Source organism: Nocardioides sp. (assembly GCA_037045645.1).
GTDB lineage: Bacteria > Actinomycetota > Actinomycetes > Propionibacteriales > Nocardioidaceae > Nocardioides.
This window is the reverse complement of the sequence record JBAOIH010000002.1, coordinates 1-18098: the sequence shown is the minus strand read 5'-3', so window position 1 is coordinate 18098 and position 18098 is coordinate 1. Positions and strand designations below refer to the sequence as shown.

Annotated in this window: 21 protein-coding genes, 1 tRNA gene and 1 pseudogene; 10 read left to right on the top strand and 13 right to left on the bottom strand. The window is 66.7% G+C overall.

Annotated elements, in window-relative coordinates; translation table 11 throughout:
* Nucleotides 1-23: 23 nt before the first annotated feature.
* Genes V9G04_11465 through V9G04_11455 form a run of 3 tightly spaced genes read right to left on the bottom strand, consistent with a single transcriptional unit; the run spans nucleotide 24 to nucleotide 2716 of the window.
* Nucleotides 24-155 (bottom strand): hypothetical protein, encoded by a 132-nt coding sequence (locus tag V9G04_11465; protein ID MEI2713874.1) that lies wholly within the window; start codon nucleotides 153-155, stop codon nucleotides 24-26.
* Between the two features lie 33 nt (nucleotides 156-188).
* Entirely contained in the window at nucleotides 189-1943 is a 1755-nt protein-coding gene (locus V9G04_11460; GenBank protein ID MEI2713873.1) for an ABC transporter permease, read from the bottom strand.
* Entirely contained in the window at nucleotides 1940-2716 is a 777-nt protein-coding gene (locus V9G04_11455; protein MEI2713872.1) for an ABC transporter ATP-binding protein, read from the bottom strand. Before V9G04_11455 ends, V9G04_11460 begins: the two co-directional genes overlap by 4 nt.
* Nucleotides 2717-2839: 123 nt before the next feature.
* Between V9G04_11455 and V9G04_11450 the strand changes: the two genes are divergently transcribed.
* The 6 genes from V9G04_11450 (at nucleotide 2840) to V9G04_11425 (ending at nucleotide 7539) form a co-directional block, all read left to right on the top strand.
* Nucleotides 2840-4153, top strand: coding sequence for a histidine kinase (locus tag V9G04_11450; protein MEI2713871.1), 1314 nt, complete (start codon nucleotides 2840-2842; stop codon nucleotides 4151-4153).
* Entirely contained in the window at nucleotides 4059-4700 is a 642-nt protein-coding gene (locus V9G04_11445; protein MEI2713870.1) for a response regulator transcription factor, read from the top strand. The genes V9G04_11450 and V9G04_11445 overlap by 95 nt, the downstream gene beginning before the upstream one ends.
* A 173-nt stretch (nucleotides 4701-4873) precedes the next feature.
* Complete coding sequence (locus V9G04_11440; protein MEI2713869.1) at nucleotides 4874-5293, top strand: single-stranded DNA-binding protein; 420 nt, start codon at nucleotides 4874-4876, stop codon at nucleotides 5291-5293.
* Nucleotides 5294-5300: 7 nt separating this feature from the next.
* On the top strand, nucleotides 5301-5810 hold the full coding sequence (locus tag V9G04_11435) for a hypothetical protein (GenBank protein MEI2713868.1): 510 nt from the start codon (nucleotides 5301-5303) through the stop codon (nucleotides 5808-5810).
* 116 nt (nucleotides 5811-5926) lie between these two features.
* Nucleotides 5927-6226, top strand: a complete 300-nt coding sequence (locus V9G04_11430; protein ID MEI2713867.1) for a hypothetical protein — start codon at nucleotides 5927-5929, stop codon at nucleotides 6224-6226.
* Nucleotides 6187-7539, top strand: coding sequence for a hypothetical protein (locus V9G04_11425; GenBank protein MEI2713866.1), 1353 nt, complete (start codon nucleotides 6187-6189; stop codon nucleotides 7537-7539). Before V9G04_11430 ends, V9G04_11425 begins: the two co-directional genes overlap by 40 nt.
* Before the next feature lie 25 nt (nucleotides 7540-7564).
* Here V9G04_11425 and V9G04_11420 read toward each other — a convergent pair whose 3' ends face one another.
* From V9G04_11420 to V9G04_11405, 4 genes are all read right to left on the bottom strand, one after another.
* Nucleotides 7565-8755 (bottom strand): tyrosine-type recombinase/integrase, encoded by a 1191-nt coding sequence (locus V9G04_11420; protein ID MEI2713865.1) that lies wholly within the window; start codon nucleotides 8753-8755, stop codon nucleotides 7565-7567.
* 6 nt (nucleotides 8756-8761) lie between these two features.
* Nucleotides 8762-8989, bottom strand: coding sequence for a helix-turn-helix domain-containing protein (locus V9G04_11415; protein MEI2713864.1), 228 nt, complete (start codon nucleotides 8987-8989; stop codon nucleotides 8762-8764).
* A 180-nt stretch (nucleotides 8990-9169) separates the two neighbouring features.
* Nucleotides 9170-9246, bottom strand: a tRNA-Met gene (locus V9G04_11410).
* Between the two features lie 46 nt (nucleotides 9247-9292).
* A complete protein-coding gene (locus V9G04_11405; GenBank protein ID MEI2713863.1) occupies nucleotides 9293-9451 on the bottom strand; it encodes a hypothetical protein in 159 nt (52 codons plus the stop codon).
* A gap of 251 nt (nucleotides 9452-9702) precedes the next feature.
* On the opposite strand from V9G04_11405, the gene V9G04_11400 reads away from it, so the two are divergent.
* Nucleotides 9703-10074 (top strand): hypothetical protein, encoded by a 372-nt coding sequence (locus V9G04_11400; protein ID MEI2713862.1) that lies wholly within the window; start codon nucleotides 9703-9705, stop codon nucleotides 10072-10074.
* Nucleotides 10075-10529: 455 nt separating this feature from the next.
* A complete protein-coding gene (locus V9G04_11395) occupies nucleotides 10530-11582 on the top strand; it encodes a hypothetical protein (protein MEI2713861.1) in 1053 nt (350 codons plus the stop codon).
* A gap of 599 nt (nucleotides 11583-12181) precedes the next feature.
* Here the strand turns inward: V9G04_11395 and V9G04_11390 are convergent.
* The 4 genes from V9G04_11390 to V9G04_11375 are packed head-to-tail and all read right to left on the bottom strand — an operon-like array spanning nucleotide 12182 to nucleotide 14566.
* The gene (locus tag V9G04_11390) at nucleotides 12182-12718 is read right to left on the bottom strand and encodes a PPA1309 family protein (GenBank protein MEI2713860.1); all 537 of its coding nucleotides are present in this window, start codon (nucleotides 12716-12718) and stop codon (nucleotides 12182-12184) included.
* Nucleotides 12715-13812, bottom strand: coding sequence for a PDZ domain-containing protein (locus V9G04_11385; protein ID MEI2713859.1), 1098 nt, complete (start codon nucleotides 13810-13812; stop codon nucleotides 12715-12717). Before V9G04_11385 ends, V9G04_11390 begins: the two co-directional genes overlap by 4 nt.
* A 38-nt stretch (nucleotides 13813-13850) precedes the next feature.
* Nucleotides 13851-14093, bottom strand: coding sequence for a hypothetical protein (locus V9G04_11380; protein MEI2713858.1), 243 nt, complete (start codon nucleotides 14091-14093; stop codon nucleotides 13851-13853).
* A gap of 50 nt (nucleotides 14094-14143) precedes the next feature.
* Nucleotides 14144-14566 carry a molybdenum cofactor biosynthesis protein MoaE gene (locus tag V9G04_11375; protein ID MEI2713857.1) on the bottom strand — a complete coding sequence of 141 codons (423 nt, stop codon included), beginning with the start codon at nucleotides 14564-14566 and terminating at the stop codon, nucleotides 14144-14146.
* 73 nt (nucleotides 14567-14639) lie between these two features.
* Here V9G04_11375 and V9G04_11370 point away from each other — a divergent pair, with 73 nt between their 5' ends.
* The gene (locus V9G04_11370) at nucleotides 14640-16037 is read left to right on the top strand and encodes a zinc-dependent metalloprotease (protein ID MEI2713856.1); all 1398 of its coding nucleotides are present in this window, start codon (nucleotides 14640-14642) and stop codon (nucleotides 16035-16037) included.
* On the top strand, nucleotides 16034-16582 hold the full coding sequence (locus tag V9G04_11365) for an NUDIX domain-containing protein (GenBank protein MEI2713855.1): 549 nt from the start codon (nucleotides 16034-16036) through the stop codon (nucleotides 16580-16582). Before V9G04_11370 ends, V9G04_11365 begins: the two co-directional genes overlap by 4 nt.
* A 1-nt stretch (nucleotide 16583) precedes the next feature.
* On the opposite strand, the gene V9G04_11360 is transcribed toward V9G04_11365, so the two are convergent.
* Both V9G04_11360 and V9G04_11355 read right to left on the bottom strand, forming a co-directional pair.
* Entirely contained in the window at nucleotides 16584-16844 is a 261-nt protein-coding gene (locus V9G04_11360; GenBank protein ID MEI2713854.1) for a M48 family metallopeptidase, read from the bottom strand.
* 358 nt (nucleotides 16845-17202) lie between these two features.
* Nucleotides 17203-17874 (bottom strand): annotated as a pseudogene (locus V9G04_11355) (PHP domain-containing protein).
* Between the last annotated feature and the right edge of the window lie 224 nt (nucleotides 17875-18098).

Sequence of the window (18098 nt, the reverse complement as noted above, 5' to 3'; positions counted from 1 at the left end):
TACGGTGCCAGAGAATCGGGACGCTACTCAGCCGCTTGCGACGGGTGGATGTTCTTCAACATCCTCGGCGTTGGAGCCCACGCGGCGACTGCCGCGATCACAAGGCAGACCGCACCGATCAGCCCGAGGCTGCCCCACGGGACGTGGACCGGCATGCCCTCCAGGCCAGCTCCCGAGCCCGCGACTGATCAGAATTCCGACTGTCGCTGTGATCGCTCCGCCGAGTGCCAGTGCGGCACACGTGACGATCGCCGACTCCCAGAGCACCATCTTGCGCGCTGTTGCTTGGTCGCGCCGATCAGCGTTGTCGACACCAGTTCGCGCCTACGGCGGATGCTGCCCATCAGCAGCGTGTTGGCGATCGCCATCGCTGCGTAGATGCCTGCGGGTCCAAGCAGCACCCACAAGGAGAGCTGGTTGTTGCGGCGGATCTCCTTGTCGGCGGCATCGATCCAGGCTGCCTTCGTGTCGACTGTGGCGTCGGTGCCGGCAAGATCTTGCTTGACGTCCGAGATCGAGACGCCGTCATTAGGAATGACGTAGACACGGTCGACTTCATGAGCTCCGTGCTGACGAGCCAGGTCGGCTGGCACGAGGATATCCGCCTGCAACGTTGGTGCCGCATGAGTGACGGCGACGATCTTGAGCCTGATCGGCTTGCCATCATCGAGCGTGACCTTGACGGCCTGGCCCATGTGGAAGCCCGAGTCCATGATGAATTCGTCGGACATCGCCACGGTGTTGCCCTGGAGGTCGTCGAGATCGCCCTTCTTGGCGGTCAACGTACGAGCTGTTGCCGCGTTCGCGACGTCGACGCCTTCAGCCTCCTGAAGTTCCCGCTCGCCCTCGGATCCGTATGTCGTCAACGAGATGGGAAGGACGGTGTCAGCTGTACGTACGTCATCGGACTCATCGAGGATCGTCGCCACATCAGCGTCGCCGTTCGTCGTGACGACGATCGGCGCTGCGAGTTGCTGCTTGTTGATCGCGTTGTCGAAATCCGCACCGATACCCAGCGTGAGGATCAGCGAACCGGCAATGGCGGAGATCGCCAGGGTCGGCGCTGCCAACGATGCTGTCTGCTTGCCGGCAGCCGCGACATTGTCGCGAGCCATCCGGATCGCGATGTCGCGCTTGGCGAACGGCCAGGCGATCAGCTTGGCCAGCGCCGGAAACAGCACCGGCCCGAAGCAGACTGCGGAGATGACGAGCATCTCCGGGACGAAGATGCCGAGCAGCATCGAAAGGATGCCGGTCGAGGCACCCATCATCACAAGCATCGCGATCGAGCTGGTCAGGAAGCACAGACCCGTCATGATGCGCAAGAAACCGAGCCGACGACCGTCAACAGCAGACTCGCGCATGGCGTCGATTGGTGAGATCTTCGAGGCACGCTTGGAGGCGGCACGTGCGCCCAGAAGTGCCACGAACAAGCCGATCGGGGCGGCAATGACAAGCCCTGACCACCAGGGCGGCGTCTCGAGCCCTGCGGGTGTGAGACCGCGGTTGTGCGTGAGCCAGAGCGCGGCCGGCGTCAACAGATGCGCGAGCAGGCTGCCTGCAACGGAGGCGGCGGCCGCGACGATCAACGACTCGCCCAGGATCATCCGCCGCACCTGCCGAGGGGTTGCCCCGACCAGCCGCAGCTGGCCGAGCTCACGTTGACGGGACGACACAACGAACGAGAACGTGCTCGCCACGACGAAGATCGCCATGAACCCCGAGAACCCGGACATGACGCCGAACATCGACAGCAGGTCGTTGACCTGCAGCATGCCTTCCATGTCGCTTGCGCCGAGCGTTGCGCCATACCTGTTGGCGGACATGATCATCTCGACCGTGAGGCCGATCAGGGTGACACCGAGGAACAGGGCCACGAAGGACCCCACATACGGGGCAATGTTGCGGCGCACGGTGTGACGACTCAGATCAAGGAGCATCATCTTTCGAGCTCATTCATCTTCTGGGCGATCTGCGCTGGGGTGCCACGTTCGAGGTGTCCAACGATCTGGCCGTCAGCAAGGAACAGGACCGAGTGAGCGTACGAGGCGGCGAGCGGATCGTGGGTGACCATCACGATGGTCTGCCCCTGCTCGTTGACGACACTGCGCAATAGCTCAAGCACCTGGCGGCTGGTCTGACGATCCAGGGCGCCGGTCGGCTCGTCTGCGAAGACGACCTCCGGCTTGCCGATCAGAGCACGCGCGATCGAGACACGCTGTTGTTGTCCGCCGGACAGCTCGGCGGGACGACGGCGATGCAGACCCTCGAGTCCGACCTCTTTGAGGGCGGCAATGATCTGCGCCTTGTTCGGGTGCTTGCCAGCGAGCCGCAACGGCAGCGCGACGTTGTCGAACACCGTCAGCGCGGGGAGCAGGTTGTAGGACTGGAAGACGAAGCCCATCGTGGTGCGACGAAGCTTGGTCAGCTCGACTTCGCTGAGCTTGCCCAGCTCGGTGCCTCCGATCAAGACGTTGCCCCTGGATGGGCGGTCGAGGCCGGCAGCGACCTGCAACAGGGTGGACTTGCCTGATCCGGAGGCGCCCATCACGGCGGTGAAGGTCGATGAGGGGAAGGAGTGGGTGACACCCGCGAGAGCGTCGACCTTTCCGGCTTTCGACTTGTAGGTCTTGGTGACGCCGTCGAGTGTCACGGCCTTGGTTGCAACCGGTGCGGTCGCAAACTCGTACGGGCTGAGAATTGTCGATGACTCCATGGTTTCGAAATCGCCTCGTGGAGTCTCTGGCCTGCACGCCCGAACTGGGGTAGCGCTAGCGCTACCCCAGAAGTAGTGCTTCGTACGCAGACCAGACAGCCGCCTCGGCCCTAGGCTGGCTGAATGAATCGATCGGTGTGGTCTGCCCTGGGAGGCAACCCTTTTCGGTTCATCACCTCAGCCTGGCCGTGGCGCTCGCTCGCCTACTTGCTGACAACCGCGCTTGTCGGGGTAGCGTCGCTCATCGCGATTCTCGTGATCCTCGGGGTCGGAGTCGTCACCCTCGTGATCGTTGTTGGCTTCTTCATCCTCGGCTTTGTGCGGAGGTTCGCCGGCTGGGTTGCCAAGCGCGAACGTGCGCGTCTCGGCATCATGCAGCTCGACGGGGCAGAGGCAGTTCCCGGGTCGGCATCCTGGCGAGCTCTTGGATATGTCGTCCTTCTCACGCTTGCACTGTGGCTGGTCGACCTGATCGTGGTCGCCATGGTCTTCACGTCTTTCGTAGTCAGCCTGTTCTCGCCGCTCATCGCGAATGTCGACACCGTGGATATGTTCGGGTGGACCTTCGACACGGCGGGCGAAGCTTTGCCGTTCGCCCTGATCGCGACACCGATCTCGTTCGTTCTCGGCTGCTACATCCTGACGGCGCTCGCCGCGGGACAGTCGTCTCTTGCGCAGATCCTGCTGAGTCCCCGCGAGGAGGAGCTCGAGGCGCACGTCTCGGAGCTCCGCCAGTCTCGCCTGCAACTCGTCGATGCGTTCGAGACCGAGCGCAAGCGGATAGAGCGGGACCTCCACGACGGGGTTCAGCAGCGCATGGTCGCGCTGACGATGCTGCTGGGTCGCGCTGAGCTCGACGTCGCCGACGGACCGGGACTCGAGCTCGTACGACAGGCGCACAGCGAAGCCGAAGCAGCCCTCGCGGATCTGCGTGAAGTCGTACGCGGTGTGCACCCGCGCGTTCTGACGGATCTGGGTCTTGCCGCGGCAACCAGCGAGGTCGCCGATCGGATGCCAATACCCGTGCGGGTCGACATCGCCATCCCCGAGCGTCCGGCACCCCAGATCGAAGCGGCGGCGTACTTCGTGGTCAGCGAAGCCCTCGCCAATGTCGCAAAGCACGCTCATGCGGTGTCGGCGTCGGTGCAGGCGTGGAGGAACGACGACACGTTGGTGGTCGTCGTCACCGACGATGGTCAGGGCGGCGCCGCGAGCGGCACCGGCTCGGGACTCTCTGGGTTGGTCACCCGGCTCGACGCGTTGGGTGGCACGCTGAATGTGTCGAGCCCGACCGGCGGGCCTACCCTCGTGCGGATGGAGTGCCCGTGGCAAATGGCGCACTCTGAGAATTGTGCTGGCCGAGGACTCCGCCCTCTTGCGCGAAGGCCTGGTCGCCCTCCTTGTCGGCGCCGGCCACGAGGTTGTTGCCAGCGCTGAGAATGCTGAAGATCTGGTCGCGGCCGTACGCGCCGATCCGCCTGATGTCGTGATCACGGACGTACGTATGCCGCCCGGTCACTCCGATGAAGGTCTGCGGGCGGCGGCCGAGATCCGTGAGGACTTCCCGTCGCTGCCGATCCTGGTCCTGTCGCAGTATGTCGCTGATGCCTATGTGCCGGCGCTCATGGAGTCGGCCGGCGATGCCGGGCTCGGCTATCTGCTCAAGGACCGCGTCGGCCGGGTCGCTGACTTCCTTGCCAGCCTCGATCAGGTGGTCGACGGGGAGACGGTCGTCGATCCCGAAGTCGTACGTCAGCTTCTCGCGCGACGCGGCGATGACGGACCACTGGCCGCACTGACCCCGCGCGAGCGCGAAGTGTTGGGGTTGATGGCGGAAGGCCGTACGAACAGTTCGATCGCCGAGGTCTTATTCGTGAGCGAAGCCGCCGTGCGCAAGCACGTTGGCAGCATCTTCGCCAAGCTTGACCTCGGGGACGATACGGACCGCCGGGTCGCGGCCGTGCTCGCCTATCTGCGTGGATAGCGACATCGGGACGGGTACGAGCTGCTCTCTCGCGGTTGACAGAATGAGGTTGACCAGTGAGACCTATGTCTTACCGCCGCCTTTGACGCAAAGACTCGGTCATGGCTACCAGAGCGCACCTATATGCCAAGAGCGGCTCGTCCCCAGAGCCGTCAGGGCGCTCAGGAGGCAGCATGTCCATCCCCACCCAGATGAGCCTGGCCGGCTTCATCGCATCCGATCCCGACCTGCACTTCACCACCGCGGGCGCCGAGTACGTCCGGCTCCGCGTCGGTGTCGAGCAGTGGCGCAAGGAAGTCAACGGCGACTTCACCAAGCTCGACCCGACCTTCCACGACATGGTCGCCTTCGAGAGCACCGCACGCGAGCTGTACGCCCGGTTCCGCAAGGGCGACTCCTTCGTCGCCAGCGGCTACGTCCACGAGTACGAGGTCGAGCGGCCCGGCGAACCGAGCGTGATCAAGGAAGAGTTCGTGGCCCGCAAGATCGGCCACAACGTCAGCCGGACGGCCTACGAGGTCCAGCGCCGCCGGCTGGCACCCGCACCTCCGGCACCGGCCCCGGAGCAGCCGAACCCCGCGATCGGGTTCTGACCCGACCATGGCCACCGGCTCCCGACCCTTGGCGGCGGTCCGGGACGAGCCGCCCGGCCCGGTCAACTGGAACCTGCTCGACGCCGAGCAGGCCGAAGCCGAGTGGCGCGACCTCGACGCCTTCGTCCACTGGCTCAAGACCACGTTCGGGCTCTCCCCCGCGATCGTCCCGCCGTACTGGCATCGCCACGACGAGCTGATCTGGGAACTCTCCGCCCTGCACACCCATTTCCTGGCCTGCTACGACGAGACCTCGTCCCCCTCAGCACCGATCGCGTGGATGCGGGACTTCGCAGACGCCCGCCACCGGTTGCGCGACTGGGTCGCCGCCTGCGGCACCCGACTCGACCGCGACCGGCCCACCCGCCAGACGACCTGGCCCGGCGAACCAGCCGAACCGGCCACCGGCGAGGTCGAGATCCGCGACCGCGCAGCCGACTTCGAAGACGTCGTACGCGACGACGTCAGGCGACGCCGGCACGTCGAGGCACTGGTGAACCGGCAACTCGTGGGCTGACCCGAACAGCCCTTACGCCCACCAGGCGGCCACCGCTGTCCACAGGACAGCACGCCCGGCGAGGCAGATCGGGCCGCTAGGCGGACCGTCGAACCACCACCGACGAAGGAGCGACCATGCACCTGCGGCACGCACACACCCTGGCCGAGGCACGCACATACCTGGCCGCGCTCGCGGACGAGGCGAGCAACGACGACGCGGCCTCGGCCTACGAGCACGTCCTCATCGATCTCGACCGGATCCACTGCGACGAGTCCCCCGATGTCTACCTCGACGCGGTGACCCAGGACCGAGCGATCCAGTACGACGTCGCCGCCGCCGCGCTCGAGGAGCTCAAGACCCACGGCGTCGACCCACTCCAAGTCGAGTTGCTGCTGTGGAACCTCTCGGCGGCCTACGACCAGGACTGCTCCTGATGTACGCCGAGAACGGCGCCGTCATGCGACGAGAGCTCGCAGCCTTGCTGCGCCAACACCGCGTCCAACAGCGCCTGGGTGGCACCCTCAGCGACCGGGCCGAGCTCGGCGTACAGATGCGCCAGTACCGACAGACCGTCCTGGTCTGGTGCCGCCAAGCCCTGCACTCGACCGCGCCACTGACGTTCACCAACCAAGCACCCGCGCAACCGAACCCGTTCCGGGCCGCGGGCTCGCGTGGCGACGGTACGACGCCCGCCACCGAACTGGCCCGGGCGGTCGACCTCGCCGTCACGGAGTCGACCGAGAGGCCCGCCAGTCTCGAACTGTTGACCACGTCAGCTGATCACCCCGTGGTCGAGCTGTGGCGCGGCGCCGCCCGCGCGGCCGCCCTGGCTGAGCACGACACCGCCCCCGAGATCGTGTCCACCATGACGACCGCGCAGGCCCAGGCCCTCGTCGGTGACGTCGCGGCCATCGTCCAGACGCTGGTGATCCTCGACCAGCGCTACCGCAACACCCCCGGCTGGGAACCGCTCGCACAGAGCGCGCGACTCGGCTGGGCAGCACTCGCCACCGCGCTCGACGTAAGCCTCGGGCAGCCGGACTACAGCGTCGACCGACTCGGCTGGCGACCCAGCACCAAGCTCATCGGCGGCCTGGCCAAGCCGGGGATCCTCGGCGTCCTCCAGGCCGAACACAACCTCGTCGTACGGATGAAGGCGTTCCCCAACGCCACCAACCTCCGCTACGTCATCGACTCCCAGCGACTTCTCTCCCGCCACCTGGTGCCCTACGCGACCCGGATCGACGCCCGGCTCGCCGACCGCTGGAACACCCGCGCCGACACGTACGCCGACCTCCAACGCTTCTTCCGCCCCATCGGCGGCCGCGTCGGCAAAGGCGGGTACGCCGCCGCCGAAGGCGCCAACGCGGTCAGCCGGATCCGGGAGTTGCCCAACGACACCATCGTGGAACCCCGCTCCCTCGGTGGCTTCCAACTGCTGTTCGACCGCCTCGACCGCCGCATCGTCGACGTCATCGAGCAAGGAATCGACCGGCAGGTCTTCTTCCAACGCGTCACGCTCCCCCGCCTCGTCGAAGGCAGTGGCGGCCTCATCGCACCCGTCCGCGAACGATTCGTCCCCGTCGACCGCACGGCCAACCGCGAGCTCGTCGAGACCGTCAGGAACCGACTCCAGCCACGGCCCGACATCACCCAGGCTGGCCCGGGGGCTGCACGAGCCGACCTCCACGCCGCGCTGATCCATCGGCCGCCATCAAGGAATCCCCTGGACGTCCCCGGAATGTGAAGGTCGACCGTTCCATCGGTCGCGTCTATTCGTTGGCCCTTCGCGGCGCCAGCGACTCCAAGATCTCGGCTGTCACCGGGTCCACCGCCTCATCGGGCTGGATGTAGTGCTCCTTCGTGATCTTCGACGACGTGTGGCCCAAAAGCTCTGCTGCCAGATCCGGACCGCTGGCCCGATCAAGCACCGTGGCCACCGTCCGACGGAACGCGTGCGGAGTCACGCCCTCGATGCCAGCCTCCGAGAGCACCGCACGCAGGCGCCGACGAATGTTGTTCGTCGTCAGCGGCGTCCCGTTGCGCGTGATGAAGATCAGTTGCTCCGGGTTCGAAGAGTCGACGGCCACCAGGCGCTGGCGCAGCACCTCGGCCACGAACCCGGGAACCGACACCACCCGGGTCGACTTCTGAGTCTTCGGATGGGCCTGCCGATGGGTCGGCTTCCCCGCCGGCGACACGATCGTCCCGCAGATACGCACCGTCGCCGGCGACACCGTGACGTCGACGTCGCAGCGGCGGATCGCCAGCACCTCACCGATCCGCGCAGACGTGCCGAGCATGACCTCGATGATCTGCTCCAACTGGCCATCCGGCGGCGGTCCAGGCGTGCCTGGAGCGCGGCGCCAACTGCGCGTGGCCCGGCGGATCGCCTCGACCTGATCCAACGTCAACGCCATCGTCTGCGACGGCGGCTTGTGGAGTCGTGCGGTCTCCCGGACCGGGTTCTCGCGCAGGGCGTCGTACCGAACAGCCAGGCCGAGCGCGAGGCTCAGCACGGTCCTAGCCTGCTTGGCGGTGCTGTAGCTCTTCGCCGCTGCAAGGCGCTTGATGAACTGGTCAACTCTGCGGACGGAGACCTCGCGAAGCAGGAGGTTCTCGAAGGCCGGCATCACAAGTTGGCGCATGTTCCGCTCGTAAAGGGCACGCGTGCTCTCGGCCAGCTTTCCCTCAAGATCGAGGTCCTCAAGCCACACCTCGACCAGTTGGCCGAACGAGCTGTCCGGGGTGAGTTCTCCGAAGCCCGCGGAGTATCCACGGCGGGTGGCCAACTTCTCCTTCAAGCGGTGCTCGGCCCGCCTCTGCGTGTCAGCACTCGCCTCGATGCGACGCAACTGCCCGTCGTGGTCACGGAATCTGGTGCGCGCCCGCACGGTGCCGTTCGGCAGCTTGGTGAACTCAATCTCCCCGAACGTGCCAATCGGGGTTCTTGGCCTACCCATGGCTCATCACTCGCTCGGCGAGCGCGGCCCCGGGACGTCGCGCAGACCGTCGACCCAGGCTTGGACGTCGCTGATCCTGAACTTCACGTGTCGACCAATGCGGAGGCCGACCGGACCTCGGCCGGTCTGGCGCCACTCGTAGATCGTCTTGACCGGCACGCCGAGGTACTCGGCGAGTTCGGTGATCGTGACGAGCGGGTCGAGCACGCTCAACGGGTTGGTCTCGGTCTTCATGCCCACAAGGTGCGCAGCCAAGACCGGACCCGTCGGTGATGTTCGGGAGCGCTACGAACCAGTCAGACGAGCGTCTGGTCCGTGCCCCACGAACCGACTCAAAGTGGAGGGTTTCTGGTGGATGGATCAATTCTCAAAAACTTTCAGGCCCGGGATTCGCACTGAATCCCGGGCCTGATTTGGTAGCGGGGGCAGGATTTGAACCTGCGACCTCTGGGTTATGAGCCCAGCGAGCTACCGAGCTGCTCCACCCCGCGTCGGTGAAGAGAACATTACGCGAGGGCCCCAAACAGGACCAAATCGTCAATCCTTCTCGGTCGGCCTGTCCAACAACGCCGCCGCCTGATCGATGAACTCGCGAGCCTTCTCCAACTCGGCCACCCAGCCGGCGGTGTCGCCCTTGCGCTGCAACTCGTCCGCCCGGGCGTACGACGCGACGGCCTGGTCGAGCAGGCGGCGCACCTGCGGGGAGAAGCTTGCCCTGCGGAATGTCGGTGCCCTCTGGCAGCGTCTCCTCCGACGACACATCGAGCACCTGCCGCAACGCCCCGTCGAGCGTTTCGGAGATCCCGACCTTGCCGTCGTAGTAGACCAGCACGAACGTCAAGATCAGCGGACTCGACGAGGAGGTGTCGCGTGCGGCGTAGAGGGGCTGCACATACATGAAGCCGTCGTCCACCGGGATAGTCAGGAGGTTGCCATAACTCGGCTTGATGTCCGCCGAGGTGAACTTGAAGATCTCGTCGCGCACGGACTCGTTGGAGCGCATCTCGTTAGAGACCAGACTCGGCCCCGGTGGCGCGTCGGCGAGTGGCACTTCGAGCAGCCTGAGCTTGCCGAAGTTCTCCGGGTCGGTGGCATCGGAGTCGACACTCATGAAGCCGACCAGCGCCTCGGGGCCGGAGTCCTTCTTCAACGGCCGGAACACCGAGGTCATCGACCAGACCGGGTCGACCGAGCCGGTGCCGGCAGCCGCGTCCACGAACAGGCGGTACGGCGGCTGCTGGCGGTTCTTGTCCTCGGGATCAGGCGAGACCTGCCAACGAGACGACTGCTCGAAGTACTCACGCGCATCATCCACGTGATAGCGGCCGAACTGATACCGCTGCACCTTGAACAGGTCCTCGGGATAGCGCAGGTGCGCGAGCAACGACTCTGGGATCTCGGAGCGATCCTTGACGACGCCCGGGAACGCAGCCCGCCACGCCTTCAGGATCGGGTCCTCCTCGTCCCAGGCATACAGCGTGACGGTGCCGTCGTACGCGTCGACCGTCGCCTTGACCGCCTGGCGCATGTAGTTGATCTCGTCGGTCGGCAACGTCTGGAAGCCCGACGGCGTCGTCAGCGCGTCATCGGTCATCGAGGCGAACGACCCCAACTGCGCCTGCGGGAACTTGTTGGTCATCGTGTAGCCGTCCAGGATCCACACGATCTTGCCGTCGATCACCGCCGGATACGGATCGGAGTCGAGCGTGAGCCACGGCGCGGTCTTGCGCACCATGTCGGCCGGATGCCGGTCGAAGAGGATCTTGGAGTTCTCGTGGACCCGCTCCGACAGCACGATCTTGGGTTCGCCGAACTTCATCGCGAACAGCACCTTGCGCCACAGCGAGCCCACCTCGACGCCGCCCTGACCCTCGTACGTCGTAGTGCCGGCGACGCCGCCACCGGCCACATCGAGTTCGCGATCCTCACCACCGGGAGCCTTGCCGACGATGGAGTACGACGGGCTCCGCTCACCGAAGTAGACCCGCGGCTCATAACCGTCGGGCGAGAGGTCGCTCAGCGCCCGCTCCCCCGCCTCCTGGCCCTCGGCCCACTGCACCGTGCCGCCCTGGGTCTTGTTGTCGAGCGGACGCTGGTTGGCGTACGCCGCGATCACGCCGTTGCCGTGGGTGTAGACGGTGTGCAGGTTGGACCAGTTGCGGCTGCTCTCGTCGAGCCCGGACTGGTCGAGCTCGCGTACGCCCAACGCCAGCGCGCGCACCCTGCCGTCCAGCAGATATCGGTCGACGTCGAGGACCGGAGCGACCGCGTAGTACGCCCGGATCTGCTGCTCCTGCTCGAAGCTGCGCTGGACGAGCAACGGATCCACGATCGGCAGCGAGGACGTCTGGGAGGCGATATCGCGATAGCGAGAATCCTGGGCGACCTTGCCGGCATACTCGGTCGTTTCGACGGAGTCGATGCCGTACGCCAACCTGGTCGCCTCCATGTTGCGCGCGATGTAGGGCGCTTCCTTGTCGCCGGGCGACGGGTTGACCGAGAGCTGCTGCAGCAGCCCCGGCCAGATCAGGCCGAGCAGCACCGAGGAGACGAACATCAGCGCCAGACCGGTGGCGGGCAGACGCCAGGTGCGCTGCCGGATGTTGGCGAAGAACAGCAACGCACAGATCACCGCGATCCCCGCGAGGATCTCGCGAGCGGGCACCACCGCGTGCTCGTCGGTGTAGTTCATCCCCGTGATCAGCGAACCGCGCGCGCTGAGCACGTCGTAGCGGCCCAGCCAATAGTCGACGCCCTTCAGCAGCACGAAGATGCCGAGCAGCACCGACAGTTGCACCTGCGCAGCCGGGCTGAGCCGATCGCGTGACGACTGCAACCTGATGCCGCCGAAGAGGTAATGCACGCCCAGGGCGAACAGGAACGACAAGACTGCGACCGCCATCAGGAAGTCCACGATGAACTGCCACCACGGGAGGTCGAAGACATAGAAGCCGGCATCGCGGCCGAAGTACGGATCCTCGGTGCCGAACGAGCCGCCATAACGCCACAACAGATAACCACGCCACTGACCCGCTGCGCTGAGCCCGGCGAAGCTGCCGACCACCAGGGCGAAGATGCCCATCAACCAGGTGCGTACGGGAACCACCGCATCGCGGTAGCGAGCCAGGCCGAGCTGGTCCGGGGTCGAGGGCCGAAACAGCGGGCGCGCACGGTAGGCGATCAGCATGCTCGCCCCGACGGTCAGCGCCATCACAGCGCCGAAGATCAAGAACAACCCGACCCGGGTCCACAACATCGTGCCGAAGACCGACTCGAAGTCGACCGAGTCGAACCACAACTTCTCGGTCCACAACGTCGACATCCCGCTGAGCAGCAGGAACGCCATGACCAGGAGCCCCGCGGTCACACCCAGCGCGCGTGGTCTGGTCGGCCGGGGTGCGGGTGCGGGTGCGGGTGCTCGCAGACTCACGCCGAGCCCTCCTCGTCGTCTTGCAAGGTGGCCCGCAGCGCGATCACCAGGTTGGGCACCAGATCCTCGCCCACCACCACGGATTCGGGCTCATCGTGAGAGCGCAGCCGCAAGGCACAGTGCGCCGCACCGTCGCGCGTCACGCCAGCCACGATGCGTACCTCTTCGCGGTCCGGGTGCTCACGGGCGAACACCTCGGCCTCCTCGGGGTCCTCCGGGATCTGTCCGTCGGTGGCCGGGGGCAACACGATCCGTTCGACGACCGCTGCAGCCCCCACGACCGCGGGTGGCCAGATGATCGTGGCCAGGACTTCTTCCAGCACTTCGCCGGGCGCCAAGCCCTCCTGCTCGATCGGGGTCAGACCCGTCGCGTCGACACCGAGGCCGAGTGCGTCGGCAAGCTCGGGCTGCTCAGCGAGCAACTGTGCGGTCTCGACGAGCGCGAACAACGCCGAGGGTCGGTCCCAGCCGAGGTCCGCGACGTGGGCCTCGATCTCCTCGACCGCACGCGGAAGGTGGTCGCCGGCGCTCATGACGCGGCCTTGATGTCCGCCGCGGTGCACATCGGCAAGGAGGCGTCGTTGTCCGCGGTCCACTTCTCGACGCTGGCCACCGCGTCATGCATCGTCGTCGCCTTGACCAGCACCATGTTCTCGTTCAGCCCTTCGTCTTCGGCTTGCGCCGCCTCGTCGCAATTGTCGGGGGGGACGAAGAACAGGCTCGCACCCGCGTCTCGCGCCGCCACAATCTTCTGGGCGATCCCCCCGATGGGTCCTACCTTGCCCGACTCGTCGATCGTGCCGGTCCCCGCAACCACCTGGTCGTCGGTCAATGACCCCGGAGTCAGAGTGTCGTAGATAGCCAAAGAGAACATCAGACCGGCACTCGGCCCGCCGATGTTGGGCGGAATGTTGACGTGCACGTCGAACGGAAACTCATAACTGGGGCCGGGCACGATGCCCATCTTCGCCTTGCCCTCGACTGCCACCGTGTCCACCTTGACCGTCAGCGGCTTGCCGTCGCGCAAGATCTCCAAAGTGACCTGATCGCCGGGTCGCACGTCCTTGACCGCCGTCAGCACCTGCTGGGGGCGACGGATCCGCTTGCCCTGCACGCGTACGAGTTGGTCGCCGACCTTCAACGCACCGTCGGCCGGCATCCCGGTCGTGACTTCCTGGACCTTCGTGGCGATCGGCAGGTCGTACCCCATCTCCCGCAGCGCCGCCGCCACCGCGAGGTCCTGGCTGCTGACCATCTGCAGCGCCGATTCGCGGCGTGCCTCGTCGCGGGTCTCGTCGGGGCGATAGATCGAGGCGTACGGATAGACGGCCTGTTCGTCGTCGAGGTATGCACCCAGCACCTGGAAGATGTTCACGCGCGCACCGGGCTGACTGACGTACACGGTCGTCATCCGCAGTTGCCCGTCGTCGCGGTAGGTCTTGTGTCCGGTCACGGAGATGATCTCCTTGCCGTCCTGCTGTCCGAGCACATCGGTGGTCAGACCCGGTGCATACGTGACGTAGGGCATCGGCAACAGCAACGCCGCGATCCACAGCGCCAAGAACAGCGGGAACCCGATCAGCAGCGTCCAGGTCTTGGGCAGCAGACCCCGGCGCGCCTCACTCACGCGCGCAAGCCTCTCACTGCCCCCGAAATTCGAGCAGTTCAGGCCGCGCCCGCGCGGTCCTCGCGGGTGCGCCGGACCGCGATCCCGGTGCTGCGCTCGCGTTGTGACACCGGCCTGACATCACGGCGTACGCGTGAATCGCGCTCCATCGCCGCGGCGAACTTGACCAGCCGCTCCTCGCGGTCGGCCTCGTCGGTCCGATCGCGTCCATGCCAGGACACCCAGACCATGGACAGGCAGGTCGCGACCAGGGCCGGCACCAGCCAGAGGAGGATAGTCACGTTGCGAGGTTAGGGGCTTGGGAACGTACGCGGGGGCAGGCGCGCGGAACCTAGGGGGTGCCGACCCACTCGTCGTCGCCGTCGGTGAACCGCTGGTGCTTCCAGATCGGCACCTCGGACTTCAAGGTGTCGATCAGCGCCTTGGATGCCTCGAACGCCTCACCACGATGCGAAGCCGTGGTCGCCACGATCACCGCCGTGTCACCGATCGCCAAAGTGCCGACCCGGTGCACGGCCGCCACGCCATGCACGTCGTACGCCCGCCCGATCCGTTCGCAGACCTCGCGCAGCTTCGCCTCGGCGGTGGGGTGCGCCGAATACTCCAGCCCCTCGACGTCGCGCCCACCATCGTGATCGCGCACTCGCCCCACGAACAGGGTGAGCCCACCGGAGGCCTCGTCGTCGAGGGCACCGATCACCTCGTCGGCAGCCAACGGGGTCTCGCGCAGTGCCACCAGTCGTACGACGCTCATGTGGGCGAGCCTAATCGTGACGGTGTTCTCGAGAGGGTGGGAACGAATCCGAGGCGCAGGTAGTTTGGTGGACATGAGCAACAACCCCGGCGACGACGACTCCCCCGAGCGCGGACCCGACGACAACAACCCCTTCAAGGGCACCCCGTTCGAGGGGCTTTTCGGTCCCGGAGGAATGGGCGCCGGTGGCCAAATGCCCGACCTCTCCGCGATCCTGGGCGCCCTGGGTGCACCAGGGGCGCCCGGCGCGCAGTTCGACCTCGGCAAGCTGTTCGCCCAGATGCAGTCGATGATGCAGCCGCACGACGGCCCGGTGAACTGGGACGCGGCGCTCGACATGGCGCGCAAACAGATCAAACAGCCCGACCCGTCCGTGTCCGCGTCCGCACAGGCGGACGTGGCGGATGCGCTGCGGCTGGCCGACCACTGGCTGGATACCGCGACCGACTTCCCCAGCGGCATCACCAGCAGCACCGCCTGGTCGCGCGCCGAGTGGCTGGTCAACACCGCCGACGTCTGGAAGGTGCTGGTCGAACCGGTGGCCGCTTCGGCGACCGACGCGCTCGGTGACGCCCTGCCTGAGGAGGCTCGCGCGATGGCTGGTCCGTTGCTCGGCATGATCAAGCAGGCCAGCGGCGGGATGGTCGCCGGTCAGGTCGGCGCCGGCCTCGGCGCGCTGGCGGGTGAGGTGCTGGGGGCTTGCGAGATCGGCATCCCGCTGGGCGCTCCCGGCCGTGCTGCTCTCGTCCCGGCCAACGTCGCCGAGTTCGCCGCCGATCTGGACGACGTGACCGAGGAGGACGTACGCCTCTATCTCGCGCTGCGTGAGGCCGCCCACCAACGCCTCTTCGCCGGCGTTCCCTGGCTACGTGACCACCTGATCGGCGCGATCCGCGACTACGCCACCGGCTCGCAGATCAACACCAGTGCGATCGAGGACAAGATGCGCGGCCTCGACATGTCCAACCCGGCCGCGATGCAGGAGATGTTGTCGGGCGGCATGTTCGACCTCGAGGACTCTCCCGCCCAACAGGCCGCGCTCGGTCGCATCGAGGTGACGCTGGCGCTGATCGAGGGCTGGGTCGACGAGGTCGTCAGCCAGGCCACGGCCGAGCGGATGCCTGCCGCCACCAAGTTGCAGGAGGCCGTACGCCGTCGCCGCGCCGCGGGCGGTCCCGCCGAGGAGACCTTCGCCTCCCTGGTCGGCCTCGAACTGCGCCCGCGACGCCTGCGCGAAGCTTCCACCTTGTGGGGCTCCCTGCGTACGCGTCAGGGCGCCGAAGCACGCGACGGCGTCTGGATGTCGCCGCACCTGCTGCCCACCGCCGAGGACCTCGACGACCCCCTCGGCTTCCGTGAGGGCGCCACGGCGATCGACTCGCTCAGCGACGCAGACTTCGAGGCAGGCCTCAACGCGATCCTCGACGAGGGCATGGGCGGCGCGTCCGGTCCCGAGGTCCCCAAGGAGTGAGCGCTCTGCACGCCGATGGCCTCGCGGCGTTGCGCCGCTGGTCGGCGCCCACCGCTGCGCAGGAGGCGTTGCAAGAGCGGTTTGTACGACATCTCGCGGTGCATCCGAGCGGGATGAGGCGCGACTGCTTCCCCGACCACATCACGGCCGGGGTGCTGGTGTTGTCGGCAGACGGCGACGAGGTGCTGCTCAACCTGCACAGGAAGGCGCGGCGCTGGTTCCACTTCGGCGGGCACTGCGAGGCGCAGGACGCATCGTTGCGTGGCGCTGCCCTACGCGAGGGTGTGGAGGAGTCCGGACTGGTCGACCTGGTCTTGTCGGCCGAGCCCCTGCAACTGTCCGAACACACCGTGCCGTTCTGTGATCCGCGTGGCCCGGTGCAGCATCTGGATGTGCGCTACGCAGCACTGGCCGGGCCCGGTGCTGAGCACGCGACCAGCGAAGAGTCACTGGACGTACGTTGGTGGCCGGTGCGCGCGCTGCCCGACCTGGAGCCGGAGATGCACGACCTGATCGCGCTCGCGCAAGGTCACCTGCTCGGCTGAGTCACTCGACGTCCCCCGGCGGCGGGTCCAGTTTTGCCGCTGCCGACCAGCCCTCGAGAAAGCCCTTGGCTCGTTCGGCTCGGGGATAACGGTCCACCCACGCCCAGAAGTCGGCGTTGTGGCCGCGCTCCAACAAGTGGGCGAGTTCGTGCACCAGCACGTAGTCCACGACCCAACTGGGCATCTCCTGCAACCGCTGAGACAACCGGATCGATCGCTCCCCCGGCGTACACGATCCCCACCGGGCACGCTGATTGGTCACCCACCGCACCGACGCCGGCTCTGCCAACCCGCCCAGATATTCGTCGCTGAGCCGCCGTGCGCGCGCCAGCAACTCCTCGTCGCTGGGGCGCTTGCGACTCTCCGGCGGCCTCCAGTCGCTTGACCATGTCCTCGATCCACTCCCGCTCCTGGGCCTTGGTCAGGCTGGCCGGCATCAGCACCACGATCTGATCGCCGTCGCGGTAGGCCGACACGGTGCGCTTGCGCCGCTTCGAACGGCGTACGACGATCTCCGGCTCGGCCATGCCTGTGCACGTTAGCCGGACTCGCCGACACCTGTGCGCGGCCCACGCCAGCAGACGTTCCCGCGGCCAGGTGTTCACGATCCGTGCAGGATCGATCCCCGCGGCTTCCGCGCGTTCGCAGCCGTAGTCGAGCATGTCCAGTTGCCCCGGAGCGTGGGAGTCGGAGTCGATCGAGAACAGGCAACCCACGTCGCGGGCCAGTTCGAGCAGCGGCGTGGGTGGATCGCGTCGCTCGGGACGCGAATTGATCTCGACTGCGACGTCGTGGTCGCGACAGGCCTCGAACACCGCGCGAGCGTCGAACTCGCTCTGCGGCCGGGTGCCGCGATTGCCCATCACCATCCGCCCGGTGCAGTGGCCCAGCACGTTGGTGAACGGGTTGCGTACGGCCCCGATCATCCGACGCGTCATCGCCGTGGACTCCATCCGCAGCTTGGAGTGGACGCTGGCCACTCGTACGTCCAGACGCGCCAGCATCTGGTCGGTCTGGTCCAGGCTGCCGTCGTCGAGGATGTCGACCTCGATGCCCTTGAGCAACGTGAAGCCTCCGTCCAGATGGTCGTTGACGGCCTCGATGACGTCGAGTTGTCGGGCCAGACGCTCGGCGCTGAGTCCGCGGGCGACCTTGAGCCGCGGCGAGTGGTCGGTCAGTACGAGGTATTCGTGACCCAGTTCCAGCGCCGTGAACGCCATCTCCTCGATCGGCGAGCCACCATCGGACCAGTCCGAGTGGGAGTGCAGATCTCCGCGCAGTTTCGCGCGCAACTCTCGCCCTCCGGGAGCCAACAGGCCCGGCGGTCTGCTCCAGTTTGGAGAGCCGATCAGGCACTCGACCGGCTACGACATCGGCAATGACGGCTGCCGTGCTCGCCCCGATCCCGGCCAACTGGGTCAGGGTGCCGCCCGCGGCGCGCGCGGCCACTTCGTCCGTGTCCAGCGGCAAGATCACCCGCGCGGCGTTGCGGAAGGCCTCGATCCGGCGAGATTCC